Origin of the sequence: Amycolatopsis sp. CA-230715 (assembly GCF_018736145.1) — a bacterium.
Classification (GTDB): Bacteria; Actinomycetota; Actinomycetes; order Mycobacteriales; family Pseudonocardiaceae; genus Amycolatopsis.
Genome location: NZ_CP059997.1, coordinates 6,539,889 through 6,556,121, shown reverse-complemented (window position 1 = coordinate 6,556,121; position 16,233 = coordinate 6,539,889). Strand labels below are relative to the sequence as shown.

At 67.6% G+C, this 16,233-nt stretch carries 1 protein-coding gene (cut by a window edge); it reads right to left on the bottom strand.

Translation table 11 applies throughout. The features are described 5' to 3' along the window. Positions 1-52: 52 nt before the first annotated feature. Positions 53-16,233: the end of a WXG100-like domain-containing protein gene (locus HUW46_RS31225; RefSeq protein WP_215542351.1), read on the bottom strand. It continues 26,248 nt past the right edge of the window; only the last 16,181 of its 42,429 coding nucleotides appear in the window; its start codon lies off the right edge, out of view; the stop codon is at positions 53-55.

Here is a 16,233-nt window from a genome sequence, read left to right as displayed (position 1 = left end):
TACCGACAGCCAAATCTGGGCGCTCGGGCAACGGTACCCGTGGCGTTCCGGATCAAGCATCGGCAGCGCCCAAACGCTCCGCCCACAGCCGAGCAAGGCCGCGTGCCTGGCTGTCATCGAGTTCCTCGGCGAAGACCGACAGCCCCTCCCACCCGGCCGTGCGCACCAATTCGATCGCGACCAGGTTCGCGACCTTCGCCCGGAGCTCCTCGTCCACTACGCCCGGCTTGAACTTGGCGTCCACGATCCGGGCCGCGCGGTCATGGACCTTCCGGTAGTGCTCGGTGCCGTACGCGCGGAGAGCCTTACCCGCGGCGGCAGCGGTGACCTCCAGCGCCTCGACGCCTTCCGGGTCCAGTACCGCGCCATCGGAATCGGAGACGTCCCACGCCGCGTTGGCGAACTGCTCGTCCACCGCGCGTTGCGCGGGATCACCGTCCACAACGGATCCGGTGATGTTCACGTGCGGGAGGATCCTGCCCGGCACCAGCGAGCCGAAGACCTGCTGGACGCGGGCGAACGGATTCGCCAAGCCGCGGTCCTGGTAGGCGACATGGGCCAAGGCGTCGAGCACCTGGTGCCGGATCGCGGCCCGCATCGCGAGCTGATCGGCACGTTGCCTGCCGGAAGCCAGCCACACCAGTTCCGGCAGCACCTGGTGCCGCCAGTACGTCGCGTCCTCGGGGGGCAGATCCAGCAGCGCCGAGGCGTGCGAATGCAGCACCTGAGCCCAGGGGCGGCCGGTGTCCCAGTTCACCCACTGTTCGCGGACAAGGAGGATGTCCAGCAGGATCGCGGCGGCCGCGTCCTGGAGCGCCCGCCGACCGGCGTCCTCACCGTCGGCCAGCGCTGCCGTCAGGCCCGCTTCGCTGGCGATGTCGAGCAGGTTCCCGTACACCCACCCGGCTTCCTCGGCCAGGTGCGCCGGGACCAGCAGATCGGGGATGCCGAGCCATTCCTCGGCCCCGTCACGCCACAGCCGCACTGTCTCTTCGGGGTACTCGGAAAGCACCGACGACGCTTGCAGGGCCGCATCGGCATACCGATCCCGCAGCTTCCGCAGTACCACCTCGTCCGAGTCGTTCTCGGTGATCGCCTGCGCGGCGTCCGGTGCCGAGGGCAAGAGCCGCGGCCGGTAGTCCGGGATGTCGCTCTCGGCGTAATCGGGTCCCGGATAGGGCCCCATGCTCCACAGCCGTCGTTCCCACCAGGACGGCAAATGCCTCAGCAGCTCGTTGAAACCGACATACAACGCGTCCTCGACTCCATTGAACATTTCGTCGATCCGTGCCCTGATGTTTCCTTCGTGGACAGCACGTTCGGCATCGTGATCGTCCGCGCGATCCTGGACGGGCGTCGAATCGAGGGCATCCACCTCTGCCACCATCCGGACGATGGACATGGCCATGAGATCGACCAGTTCGGCTTCGGTGGCCGGGCTCATCCCGACACCGACCGGCGACACCGCCGACTGCCGGGAATAACTGTCGACGATGAGGGTCACGGCGTCGGCGCGGATCTGTTCCCTGCGGTCCTCGGGGGCCGCGTCCAAAGCCCGGCGTCCTGACCGCGCGTCGTCCGCGAACCAACTCCGGAAATCGGAAACGCGAGCCGCGAAGTCGATCGCCGCGGCGGCGAAACCGGCTTGTTCGCGACGCCTCCCGGGTCCGCTGTGCCAATTGACGTCGTACCGTTCACCATCGGCGACCGGCACCTGCCCGTACCTGGTGAACTCGCGCATCGTCTGGGCCATCCTGAACATGGCGTTCAGCTCGGGGTCGCCCCAGACCTCTTCCCCCGCCAACGCCAGAGCGTCGGTGTGGCGACTGCGGTGGAGCCCGGCCGCGATGCTCGTGATCAGACCGGCACGGATATCCTCGTGCGGCAAGGACGACCACCCCGGTCGTTCGCGAAGGGGGCCGGGCAGGAGCAACTCGGCCTGCGCGCGCAAACCGTCCACTATGGCCTGACCGGTGGGGCGACTCGAAACGACCTGATCGAGCGCGTCCTGGTCGCTGTTCAGCCTGCCGCCGAACCTTCTCCGGTAAAAGGCGTACATCCCCTCCGAGTTGTGGGCCCCTCGCAGGAATTCGAAATCGACCCGCAGCGCGCCTGCCAGGATTTCCGGCCGGCGCGGATCCAGCTCGGCGGCGATCACCGCGACGGCGTCCTGGTACCCGGGGTCGCGAGGCGCCCGGCGTGAGCCGATCAACTCCGCCGCCCTGGCACGCAGGTTTTCGGCCACCGCTTCGCCCTCGGCCTCGGCCACGGCCGCCAGCCGCTGCTCGGCCCCGGCCACCGTCCGCGCGTCGAACGACCGCAGCGGGTCCGTGGCGAGCTCACGAGCGGGCCGTTCGGGGTCCGCGATCGCTTCGTCGACCACGCCCTCCATCAAGCGCCACACGTTTTCCTGGTCGACGGCCAACGGCCCGTATCGGGCGTCGGGGGCCGGCCGCTTACCGAGATGGCGTTCCACTTCCGCGGCATTCACGCTCCCGCCGCGCTCCGCGAGCGTTCGAAGGTGCTCCGCACTCCGCTCGAACTCCGCCTGGTGTTCCGCCATGATCCAGCCGAACGCTCGATGAGCACTCGCGGTCGTCGAGACCTCGGTCCAGCTCCCGGTGAGCCGGACACGGTCCACGCCGTCCTCGTTGAACCATTCCTGCAACGATTTCCGGAAATCGGCCTCGTTCACCCAGAAGGCTTGGGCCTGCGTGATCGAGTCACCGGCCGCACCGGCCAAAATGTCCCGAAGCTGCGCGTACCTCAGTGCGCGTTCCCGTTCGCCCGGCGCACCGAATTCGTCTTGACGCAGCGGCCCGATCCAGTTCGTGGCACGCATGATCTTGTTCACCCGCTCGCGAACCGTCAGGCTGTCCAATTGCGACTGCGCGAGCTCCGCCAGTTCGGTGAGGTAGTCCAGCGTGCCGGTGAAGCCGTCCGGGGCCACCAGGCCCTCGTCGTCCTCCGACGATTCGCCGTCCTCGGACAACTCGCTCTCCGACTCATCGCCGTCACGGGCGCTGCCCAGCGACACCTCACCCTCGGACTCACCCTCGGATTCGTCATCCGACCCATCCTCGGATTCGCTCTCGCTGTCGTCCGCGGTCAACTCCGGGGTGAGAGGCGGAGCAAGCTCCCCACCGGCCCCCTCGTCGACGACGGTGACGAGCGCGGGACTGACGTTCCCCGCTCGACTGCGGAACTCCTGCTCGACCCGCCTGCGGTGTTCGGTCAGGTAGGCGTGCGCGGCTGCCGACGCCGCGTTCTGGAGCTGCTGGCCGATTTCGGTGCCCAGCGTGAAGCGGCGACGCAGAGCATCGAACTCAGCGCGCAGGTCGGTGATGAACCGGTCGGTGTAGGACTCGAACGGGTAGTGCAGTGCCCGGTGCCCGAGCACTTCGGCGGCCCGTGCGTACACACCGTGCCTCATCCCGCCGAGCAGGGTCTCACCGGTGTTCCGCCAGCGATCGAGATCGTCGGCAGTCGCCCGCACGACGGCGTTGTTGCTTTCCTCGAGGTCCCGGGCGGCGGCCGGGCTCAGGACCACGGACAGCGAATACGACCAGCTCCACCCGTTTAGCGAACGGACCAGCTCACGTGTGGTGTCCAGCGCGGGGAGATCCGACGGCAGCCGATCGTGCACCGGAAGCTGGCTGCCGAGCACCGCCGCGAACCAGTCCTCGGCGGCCGACCCGTCCTCGTGGTCCCACGGCTCGCCCGGTCTGGAAAGCCGTTGCGCGCCAAGGCTTCGCCACGCCTCGAACCGCTCGTCATCGGCCCTCGCCACGTTCTCGACGGCATCACGCAGCTCGGGACCCGATGGCCCCGGGCGACCCAGATGCAGGGCCAGCTGTTCGGGCAGCCAGTCCGGTGCCGTGCCGAGCAGGGCTTCCCTCAGTGCGGTCGCTCGCCTTTCGGCGTCCTGCCGAAATCCCTCGGCGGCTCTCCGCAGATAACCGACGGCTTCCGCGGCCTCCTGAATGGCGAGCAGTTCGGTCGGCGAACGGTCCTGGTCCAGCGGCAGGCCGAGCGCTTCGAGGCCGTCCGAGCGGAGAGATTCCTCGTTTCCGAATCCTCGTTCGTACCAGTTCACCGCTTCCTGGTACCCATAACGGTTTTCGAGAGTCCGCGTAATCTGCTCGTATTGCTCCGCAGGCGCCCCGTTGTCCAAGAAATCCTCGAACAGGGGAACGTCGTAGCGCACCGTTCCGAACGCCGGAGATTCCTGGGGGGCCACTGGCCTCGGCGGCTGCCCGTCGTGCAGCAGACCGTACGCCACCAGCTTGACATAGTTTTCCCGCAGGCGCAGTTCCCTGCTCAACGGCGCCCCTTCCAGCCCGGAGAGCGCCGGAAGGCCGAGTAGCTCAGCCGTCTCCCGCATCCGGTGCTCCACACCGGCCCCGGTTCGCTCGAGCTGATACCTCCAGCGGGGAACCTTCCAGAAAAGCCGGATCACTTCGTCCACATCGGCACGCGGTGGCAACTGCGGACCGAAGATCTCCTCCGCTCCGGCGCGCAGGGCCACCAGGAAGGGATTGTGCCATTCATCGTGGTACAAATGCGCGGCGAACAGGTCGTCGAGGAACTCTCGCGCCGGCCCCTTCGGGACGGTCATTTCGCCGAAGAACCTCTCACCGTACAAGTGGATCAAGTTCTCGCGTTGCCCCTCGAACGGGCCGTGCCAGTTCAGCCCTATCTGCGTCCACAGAGAATCGAGCTCCGTGCGCCACTGCGCGCGCAGGTCCTCGATCTTGGCGGTATCGACCACCACACCGGACCGATCGCTCGGCGGCACCGTGCGAGGATCGGTTCCGGCCACCCGCGCGATCTCGCTCATCCGCACCGCGATCGGCGCGTTGCGAAGGCTGCCCACCGCGTCGGCTTCGGCGTTCAACACCGCGATGCGGCCGACGACCTCGTCCTCCGGAGTCCCTTCGTGCAGCCAGAAAGCCGCGACGTCGACCATCGGATCGAGGAGACGCTCCCGCACGGGGGAGAGGAACGGGACACCGATCAGTTCCTTGGCCTTGGCGCGCGTCTCGGCGGATATCTCCGTCTGGTACAGACCCAGGTGCATCCAGTCGTCGTAGAACGCGGCATTCGACTCGAAGACGTCGAGCCAGGCACGGGTGCCGTCCACGGTGGCCAACTGGTCGAGGCTCAGGTCCTTGGCGAATTCAGTGGCCACGTCGCGAAAGCTCGAAGAATCCGCTGTCCTGGGCAGTTCGCGCATTTTGTCCGCGAGCATGCTCACCAGGGTCGAGCGCGCGCGGAACAGCCGTCGTGCCAGGCCGCCGAGAAGCGGCCCTCTGAGGTGTGCGACCGGCAACAGGTCGTTCGCCTTCGCGATCCGCCACTTCGCCTCGGCGGATTCCGTCGCAGGCAGCTTGTCCAGCACGTCACGCAGGGGGGCGAGCCAGCTCGGCGACCGTTCGACCGTCTCCGTGCGGGAATCTTCTTCGTGCGGCGGCACCCTCTCGTCGAGCATGGTCCGCACGTTCCGGGTGATCGGGTTCGCGAGGATCGCGCGCAGTGCCTCCGCCGAAGCGGCCGGGCTGGACTGCCATTCGTACAGGCGGGCGGCGTGGACCAGGCGAGCGCCGGAAACTGCGAGCGACCAGTGCTTGCTCGGGAGGTCGGTGCCGATCATCCGATCCGCGAGCGCGCGCTCGTGCTCGGCGAGTCCGTTCAGGAACTTCCTCGCCTCGACCACATGCGGGGCGAGTTGGGCGCGCAACGCGCGCTCCATGGCGACACCCGTCGACAGGTCGACGTTCTTTCGCAGCTTCAGGAACTGGGTCCGGATGTCATCGACGAGGTCGTCGACGGCATTGTCGGCTGGCTTGGTGAGGATCACGACGTCGACCAGGTCCCGCAAGAGAAGCTTCTCCTGCTCACTACGTGGCTCGACAGCGAACTTGTCGCGGATCTCCCGCCGCTCGCGCTCCATGTCCGCGACCAAGGCGTCGAACTCGATCTTGGTTGTCGCGATCTTGCTCGCGAACGCCTGGTACTTCGCCTGTTCGGCCGCCGGGTCGTCGATGACGCCCAACCAGTCCGAGTACTGCTCCCGAAGGCGCGCCAGCCTGGCTTCGGCGTCCGGTTTTTCCGCCATCGCGATCGCGGTCTCGAGGAACTCGTGCTCGACCTCCCGGATCCGGTCGACGCGATCGGAATCGGACGTGGGCAGCGCCAGGATCTGTTTCGTCTCGTCGAACCACGTCCTCGTCGCGGGTGCTACCGAAACAGCGTCCGGCTCTTTGCGCAAGTGCTTGCGGAAGAGCGAGATGTCCCGGTACGCCGCGATCGCCGAATCGGTGGCGGGTGCGCGGTCAGCACGGTTTTCCTCGGCTTCTTCGCGCATCGCGACGAGGTCCGGATCACTCCAGATCCGCCGGAACTCCGCCAGGTCGCCCGATTCGGCCACCCACCGGTGCAGCCGTGCCGCGTGCACCACGGCCACGGATTCGTCCAGCTCGGGCGCGTTCTCGAACAGCACGGCGACCAGGTTCCGCGCGGTCGCTCTGTCCTTTTCGGACAACGAGTCGAGCGTCGCCTCCGCGTGGGCGACGTCCGGCCCGGTGCGGACGTGGGCCGTGGTCCAGGGATCGCCTTCCCTGGCCAGGCGGTCGAACACCGACTCGTGCTCGTCGGACGACGAATCGCCCACGACGTACGACACCGGGGCGGCGTCCTCCCCCTCGGAGTCGCTCCCGTCGGACTCGCTTTCTTCGGTGTCGGTGGTGTCCATGGGTTGGGTGGCTCCGCCGCGGAGTCCGGGGGTGTTTTCGCGGTGGTCGAGGGTCCAGGCGGGGTCGGCGGTGCCGAAGACGGCTCCGAGGTCGGCGGCGTGCTGCCGCAGGCGTTCGGTGGACCAGCGCGAGGTCAGGTATTCGTGCGCGACCAGGCGTGTCACGGCCTCGGGCACGACCTGTTCGAGGTTGGTCTCCCGCACCAGCGGCTCCACCTCCCGCACCGCGCGATCGAACCGCTGCCGCGCCTCCCGCGCCCCAGCACGCTCACCCGCCTCCAACGTGCGCGGATCCCGCCGATACAGCGAATCCAACGCCTCCGACGCCGCCACCACCTGCCCCGCACCATCGAGCACCGTGCCATCCGACCGCCTCGCCGACGGCCGATCCACCGACCCCGCGAACTCCACCCGCAACGCCCCCACATCCCGCAAAATCCTCTTCACCACCCCATCCCCGCGAGCCGCACCCCTGCGCCGCAACTCCGCCACCGCACCGGCCACCGCCCGATACCGAACCCCACCATCAGCCATCAACCGCCCCACATCACCAAACCGCCCCACCCACTCATCCACCGGCAACCCCACCGGACCGGACTCGATCCCCACCGAATCCACCACCGCGCCGGACACGCCGCTCCGCACCGACCCGTTCCGTTCCGTCACGTGCTGGAGCAACGCGGTCATCACGCGGCCCTGCGAACCGGTGTAGTGCGGAGCTCCGGCACCCTCTCCCCGGAGGGATTCGGCTTCGGTGCGCAGGTTTTCGACCTCGGGGTCGTTCCAGGCCTGGCGCGGGTGGGTTCCGGTGGTGATCAAGGTGGTGAGCTTGGCGATCAGCTCGTCGTGCAGCCGCTGACGATCCTGAGCGGGTGCGCCGGGGGCGGCGGGCGGAAGTTCGCCCGCCATCGCCTTCGCCGTCCGCGCGGCGGGGTCGGTGTCACCGGGCTCCGCCGGTGCCGCGGTGCTCGCTGACGGGCCCGCGATGTCGATTCCGTAGACCGCGCTTTCCGCCTGGCTCGGCCGGTTCTCGGGTTCTGGTTGCCCGATGGCTCGGGTGGGCATGAACCAGGTCCGCGGGGGCACCGGGGGCCGGGAGGTCGGGTGGTCCCGGCCGGTAGCACCGTCGCGGCCGCTGAAGTAGCGGATCGCGCCATCCGGCTCGGCTTCGGCGCTGAACGCGTGGTCCCCCGACTCCATGTCGAGGAACATGACACGCCTGCCGCCGATGTTCCGGTAGACGGTGAGCGGGTGCGCCCACTGATCGTTTTCCCCCATGGTCAGGAAGACCCCGTGCGGGGCGACGGCCGGGTCCTGATCGAAGGTCCGGGTGATGACGTCTTCCAGCGGCACGTCGCGCTCGAACCGGCCCGCCAGCTCGTGTTCGAGGTAGATCGCCGGATACGGCCCCCGCAACGGCACCTCCCGGGTTTCCCCGCCCAGCAGGTAAAAACCCGCGACGGTGGCGGGCCCGCAGTTCACCCGGGCACCGGGCACGTCGTTCAGGTAGTTCTGACGGTTGATCATCGTCAGCGGACCCAGCTCACCGCGCATCCGATGCTCACCGCCCTGGCCCAGCGGTACGAACCGGTCCAGCAGATCCACCGCGAGCCGATCCAGCGGATCGCCCACCATCACCACATCACCGGAAACCCCGTTGGTCTCCGACAAGTATTCGTCCAGCTCGGTGATCAGCACCGCCCGGACATCCGCCAGCGCAGTCGCCCGCGGATCCCAGTCCGGGATCGGATCGCGCTCCCGCAACAGAATCAAGTCGACCGACATCCCGAGTTGGTCCCGCCGCACCGGATCCAGATCATCGAGCACCTGACGCGCCAGTCCTCCGCGCTGCGCCAGTCCGGTCCGTGTCGACAGGTCGCCGTTCTGTGCCGTGGTACCGGCTTCGGCTTGGCTGATCGCGTTGTCGAAGAGGTCGTCGAGCACTCCGTGCGCCAGGTCCCCTTCGGGCCACGTGACTTCGGCGAGCTGGCCGAACCTGCCCGCCTGCCCATAGGGCAAGGTGGCCGCGAACCACCACGCCCGCTCACTCCCCGTGCGCTGGTCCTGATGCGACAGATACCCCAACGCCTCCAACACCGCGTGATACACCGGCCGCAACCGCTCCAACTCCGGGCCCGACAACCCCGCCACCGGCTTGAGCCACCGCACCATCCGCACCCGATGCTCCCCCGCCACCGGCGGCGGCACCGACCGCATCCGCCCCGCGAAATAATCCAACTCGTTCCCGATCGGCGCCCAAAAACCCTCCGACACCAAATCCGCCCACATCCCCGCCACCACCGGCGCCACCACCCGCTCACCACCCACCACCCCCGCAACCGCCACCTCCTCACCCGACAACCCCCGCGCCACCGCATCCGCCACCGCATCCACCTCCCCACCCCTAAACAAATCCGCCACCAAATCGATCATCCCCACCCGCAACCGCTCCCACGCCCCCACCACCCCCGCCCGCTCATCACCCACCGCACCAAAATGCAACAACCGCACCGCATGCCCCCGCAACCGCCCCGCCTCCGCACCCGACAACCCCGCCAACGACTCCGCCGCCGCCACGAACAACCCCACCCGACCCCGATACAACAACCGCAACACCATCTCCACATCCGACACCACCCCCGACACCACCTCATGCCCCACCGGCACCTCCACCGAATACCCCGGCAGACCACCCCCCTCCACCACCGGCAACCCCCCACTCACCAAATCAACCTCATACCCCGGCGCGGAAACCACGCCGAGATGAGCGGGCGGGAACGCACCGCTCGCCGCGTCGACCTCGTAGAACTCCTCCCACCACCAGCGCTCGCGGGGGTTCACCAGGTCATCGAGCACGGGCGAGAAATTGAGGGCCTCCTCCGAACCACGATGGATGACCATGTTGCGTATGCGGTCGATGTCCGAAAGGAGCGGGCGCCGCGATTCCTGCTCCGCCTCGATCGCGACCTTCCGCCGCGCGAGATGCGCTTCGAGCCGGTTCACCCTCTCCCGAACACCGCGTGCGGGTAACTCACGTTCCGAAGAATCCTCGAACGCGAGCCACTCCTCTTCCTGCGCCAAACGCGTCCGTTCCGCGTCGAGCTCCGCCTGTGCGGCGGCGATCTTTTCGGGGATCTCCTTCAAGAGAGCGTCGTTCGCGGCACGCCGGGCAGCGTGGTCCGCCCAGTCCAAAGCCATTTTGTCCAGTACATCTCCGGACAGGACTTCCGTGTCCGCCATCTGTTGCATGGCGTTCAGCGTGAACTCGGAATCGTTCAGCGCACGGTGCTCTTCACGCGCGTCAGCGAGCTGCCGGTTCAGGTCGTCGCGAAGCACGACGAAACTCCGCTCTTTCCCGGGCAGGCGCCTCTTGCCCTTTCTGAGCCAAGCCCAGTCCACGCTCAACGACTTCTTCCACTCCGCGGCGCGCTCGTGCTGTTCCTCTTCGGTCCACGTCCGCGGCGGCCCGTTCTCCTCATCGCGCAGGCCACGCTGGAAATCGTATGCTTCCTCGGCTTCCTTCATGGCGGCGACCCCGAAGAACGGCGCCAGTTTCACGGTTTCGGAAATGATCGTGTGCGCGAGTTCGTCGCGCAGTTCCTTGAGCTGCTCGCTACCCAACCCGACCTGCCAGCGGAACTCACCCTGCCGCCAGGGATCGTCCTCTCTCAACTGGACAAGCTGCCGCTGCCTGGTGTCGTACCAGAACCTCCTGGTCGTGTCCTCTTCCACGGGGAACAGCAGGCGTGCTTCGTCGTAGATCCCGGCACGTTGGTCGTCGGGCAGGCTGTCGAGCATATCCCGCCCTCTTTGCACATCGGCCGCCCAGTACGCACGGAAATCCTGGAGCCGTGTTTCGAGATGTTCCGCCGCCCCGCTGTTCGCGACCGTATGGTTTCGTTCCATCATGTCGAACGCCGTGAAATTGAGGTCACGGAGTTGTGGCGCCTGCCCGAACCTGGTCCAGTACACCAGCTCCTGCGCGGCCCCGCGCACGTCGGCCAGTGACTCCAGCAGTACGTCGCGGTCATCGCCGCGGGCGAGGCCTCCGGCGTAGAACGTCACGAGGTCATCCAGGACCCTGTTGTGCAGTTTCCAGCTCGGACCGGTCCCCAGCACCCACTCCGGCCGCCGGTCCCACAGCGAGTTCTCCGCGTCGTGGCGGTAGGCCTGTGCCGCGTCGCGCCCCTGCTCCCGTTCCACCCGGGACAGGTACTCGCGCAGGTCCGTGTGCGTGCGCGCGGCCGTGTCGAACTGCCGGACGAGTTCTTCGAGCCCGGTTCCGCGCAGTCGTGTGAAATCGAGCAGCATCCGGTTGACCGAGGCCCTCAACTCGGATTCGATGCTCATCTTCCGCGCGAGCAGGAGGGGAAGCTCGTCCCGTTCCTCCTGGCCCATCCTGGCGAGCTCCTCTTCGACGTACAGCGCCTCGTCGACGTCTGAGAGCCCGGGATTCTCCGTGGCGAAACGCGCGCGCAGTATTCGCCGCAGTTCCTCGATCGCTTTCCCCTGTGCTTCCTGGACGGCGGCATCGCCCGCACCCAGCTTCCACGCCCACGCTTCGAGCAGCTCAGCGCCGTACCGCGCCTGTATCGCGTCGAAGTCCCACGCGGTGGTACCGAACTTTTCCGCCACCTCTCGGCCGAACGACGTCAAGTCGATGGTCGACGAGATTTCGGACGCGACGAAATTCGCCATCCGCTCCCACAGGAACTCCCCTTCTGCCTCGGAAATGCCGGGGCCGGGCAAGGGCCGATCGCCGCCCAGCAGCCGCTTCGCGGTCTCGACGTTTTGACGCACCTCCGGCGTGTCCTGCTCGACGTACCGACTGCCCTGCGCGAAGGACACCGCCCAGTTGCCGATGAAACGACGTCGCGCGGCGTTCGCCGCGCCACCGGTTCGCCGGGACGCGATCTCCCACGGCACGGCGAAGCGCACTTTCCGCCGCCCGTCCGCGTTGAACGACCGCTCGAGCGCACGCCTGAGGCCCGAGGTCTCGTTCCACTTGCGCGAGAAGTTTCCGTCCGACCACCTGTCGGACAACGCGGCGATCAGCGTGTACCCCGCCCGGTAGCGGGACTTCATCGCCGGTGTCAGCTCGCGAACGCGTCCACCGAGCGCCGAGATCACCGTCAACTGCAGGTTGAGGCCGCGGTCCGGTTCGAGCTGGGCCAGTTGCCGTTCCGCGGTCCGCGCCTGCTCGTCCAGCCGACGGAACATCTCGGCACTCTCCGATTCCTCGGAGGAATCCGAGGAATCGGCCTCGGTCATGTCCACATCGGAATCCGCATCCCCTGCCGCGTCTTCCTCCGTCATGTCCACATCGGAACCCGGATCCACCGCACCACCCGGCGTCGGCACATCCCCCCAAGCACCCGGCCCGGCGTCCTGCTCCTCGGGCGACTCCACCTCCCCAGCCGCGTCGACCTCGGTCATGTCCACATCGGAATCCGCATCCACCGCACCACCCGGCGTCGGCACATCCCCCCAACCACCCGGCCCGGCGTCCTGCACCTCGGTGGACACCGACTCGCCACTGGCATCGACGTCGGAATCCTCGACGAAGCCGATGGCCTCGTTGTCCTCCCTGTTCCGCGCGGAATCGAATCCGAGGTCCCGTAGATCACTGACCAACCGCGGCATCAGCGCTCCGTCGGACCGCCCGTGTTCGATGGCGACCTCGTGCGCGGTGGCCCATGGCAAGGAGAACGGATGGCTGAACAACCAGAAGGTGTCCTTCAGGTCGTCCCGGAACTTGATCATCTCCGCGCGGCCCGGATAACTCGTCTGCCAGAACCCGAAGATTTCCGCCAGGCGGTCCGACGGGGCCAGTCCCGCGGCTTCCAGTAGCGCCGCGCCCTTCCGCCGCAGGAACCGCCGATCGGCCGCGGTCAGCTCCGCCACCTTTTCGACCGCCGTCCTGAGGTCGGAAACGAACACCCCGGCATCCCAGCGCCGGGCCATCCGGCTGCCGTGCCTGATCCCCAGGGGCGGCGCCGAGTTCAAGGTGACCCTCTCGGAGTCGACTTCCCGGTAGAGCCCTTCGAGGCCTACGGCGCCGTGCCGGGCCTCCCGATCGAGGATGGCGTAGATACCGGCCAGCACGTCGGCTGCCTCGTGTCCGCGCGGGTCGATGTCCTGCACCGCGCCGACGACCTCACCGCGCGAGGGCGCGCCGGTCAGCCGGGGGACGTCCGAGTCCAAACCGCTCTCGCCCTCCTCCGCCCATTTTCCGACCACCAGCGCGAGCATGGCCGCCGCTTCCGCGCGCGGCCCGTCCATCAGGTCCCGCGTCCCGAGCACGTCGTGCCCCCGGTCCAGCCAGGAATCCCGGTCGTCACGACCGCTCGAACGCGCTTCTTCGATGTCCACGAAGACACGGGCCCGCAGATCCGCCCGTACGTCTCCGTCGCTCTTCATTCCTCCGCTTTCGACGTACGGCGCCAGGAGGCCGGCGATCCGGCCGGCGGAGTCGTCGACCTTGCGCAGCACGTCCCTGTCGAGGAAATCGCGAGCACGTGACCGCATCTGCAGCCGGTACTGCCACCTGTCCACGTTCCTGAACGCCGTCGCCAGCCGGAGCCGGTCGTCCGCCCGTCGCCCGTACATCTTGCTCACTTCCGCGACGTCCTCCCGTCGCTTCCGGACGACTCGCGCGAAGGTCCGCAGCTGATCCAGTTCCGCGGCACTGAGGTTCTTGATGTGCTCGGCGGGCACGAGCTCGCGCATCGGTGCGAACCGGAGCTCCTTCTGCTGGTAGTCGTCCAGATCCGACAACCACGATTCCGCGGCGTGGAAAGTGGACCATTCGTTGCTGGCGATCCCGAAGAGGAACCCGAACCGCTTGTACAGCTCGCCGAGCGGACCGATGCCGCTCGAGAACGCGCCGTCCTCGCTCAGCCTCTGGAAGTGTCCGCGCAACGACTCCGCGAGGGGCGCGACCGGATCCGCGCCGCTCGGATGCTTTTCGTGGTCCGCCAGGGGCTGCTCTTCGTCGGCGTCGACGTTCTTCTCGTGGTACCTGAGGGCATCGATCAAAGCCGTCCCCCATCTCGGCCTTCGCGCATCGACGTAGGCGATGAGCTTGATCATGAGATCGCGCAGTTCCGCCGCTCGGCTCATCTCTCCGGCGGACAGCTCCGCTGTCGTCACGTCGAGCAGCCCGGCTGCCGCTTCGAAGTCGGGAGTGGTGCCGTACCGGTCGTAGACCGCCTGCAACCGGGGGTCGTCCTCGGTGTCGAACGCGCGGCCGAGGAGCAACTGGTGGTACTGCTCGCGCAACTCGTCGGCCAGCCAAGCTGCTTGGTCGCCGTCCTCGGGGCCAAGACCGGCGCGCGGATCTTCGTACCAGGCTTTCCAGAACCGGTCGTACCTGAGGGACAAGCCCGTCCCGCCGTGCGCACCGCGCCCGAACCCGGGGTTGTCGCGCACCCGGGACGCTTCGTACGCCACGAGTTGGACCATGCTTTCGCGCAGGTCGTCGGCTCGCTGCCGTGCGTCACCGCTGAGGTTCGCCTCGGCCTCGTCGAACTCCCGAGCCGCCCTTTCCCGCTCGAACACGGCCTCCGCCTCGGCGGAGAAGCCGATTTCGCCGGTCGAGACGTCACCCAGCCCGCTGGTGTTGCGGACCTGGTGCCGCACCAACTCGACCATCTCCGCGCGCGGATCCCGGCCCGCCCGGTCCGGATCCGGGAGGTCGAGCATTTCCTTCGCGTCGTCAAGCCACCGTTGATCCCGTTCGTTCAGGTCCTCGAGATCCTTCAAGGCGTTTTCGTACTGACCGGCCAGACGGCTCGGCATGATCGGAACGGCCATCGAGTTCGCGATATCGGTCGCGTTCGATTTCTCGCGGATCGGCGCGACCCTTCGGAGACTCGCCCAGGAATCCCAGTCCCTGGCGAAATGGGCAGATATCTCACTTCGGAAAGGGTTGCCGTCGTAACGACGGTTGTAGTAATCGATCCATTCGTAGGTGGTGGTCCCGTGGGCGAGAATCAAATCGCGCACGATGTCGTCGCCGAGTCGCGCCGTTCCCACGCCGATGGTGTCCCCGAACATTCTGCGGCCGAGAAAGAGCTCTTGACGCCGGACGAGAAGAGAGCCGCGCCATGCCTTCTCCCAGAGCGCGTTCAACCGCGCTTCCTGGTTCGTGCGCTCGGCCGCGATCGCTGCTTCGTCCGCCGTCCACCGGCCGGCTGGACCGCCCGGTGCCGCGGGTACCTCGCGGTTCTCGACCAGTTCGCGTTCGAGGAGCATCTGGACGCTCGCCGCCTGCGGGTCGTCCAGCACCGCGGTGAAGTCCTCGATCAGCGTGTCCACCCGGCTCCAGGCGAGGCTCTCGGCGAGCCCGTCGTTCTGCCACGCCGTCGCCACCGCCGCGAAGTCAGCGAGCTGGACCTTCACCGCGTTGTCGTCGCCGTGTCCACCGCGGTACGCGCGGGACATCGTGGCGGCCAGCAGATCCGACGCGGAATCCGCCTGCTGGACGAGCAACGACCCGGAAAGCAGCCTCACCAGGTGCCTCGACTCGAACTCGTCGAGCGCGGCCTCGATCTCGCGCGGCTCGGTCAGGCTCAGCGCGTGCTGGAAGTCCCTGCGAAGCTCTTCGGCCGTCTGGTTCGCGCTCCCCTCGTCGTGAGCCGACCTGCCGAACTCCCAGTCGAGCTGCCGGGCTCGGGCGACCGCGTCCACCGCCTGGTCGTACAGGATCGTGGCACGCCTGGCCAAAGCACCTGTCAACTCCGGCTTCGCACCGAGGTCGAGCGTGCTCTCGGCGCGGAGGAGAGCGTTCTTGCCTTGGCGCACCTGCGCGGGTGACCGTTCCACGGTGCGCAGGGTGGAGATCCAGACCGGGGAGGTGGAGTAGAACTCGGTGAGCACGCTCTCCCGCCCCGGGTTCAGGTTCAGCACGGCGCGCATCTCGACGAGCGCGGGATCGTTCCACCTCTTCCGGAACTCCACCGCCGAGCCGGCCCTGCCCAACTGGGTCGTAGCCCAGTCGTGCAGCTTCACCGCGTGCGCGTCGAACACCGACCTGGTCAGCCCGGACGTGCCCAGATCACCGAAAACAACCTTGGCGTGCTTGCGCACCTCGTCGTGATCGGGCACGTTCTTCAACACGCGCTTCGCCTCGGAGAACGCCCCCTCCCACCGCTTCTCCAACACCTTCGCCAGCGCCGCCTCCGCGGTCATGTCCACCTTGTCGCGCAACCGGTCCAGATCACCGGCGAACCTCTGCAGCAGCGCATCCGCCTCGTCCGACGGACCATCGCTCCAGTCGTCGTATCCGTGCCGGAGCGTCACCACACTCACCAGGTCCTCGAAGAGCTTCTGCTCCTCCTCCGACGCCAGCGGATTTTCCGTGTACTCACGCAGAACAGCACGAGCCTTGCCAGGGACGTCGTCGCCCATACCCGTCAACCGCAGCAATCCCTCGGGATCCTGCACGAGCATCAGCTCGGCCTGCGCCTCGGCCAGAC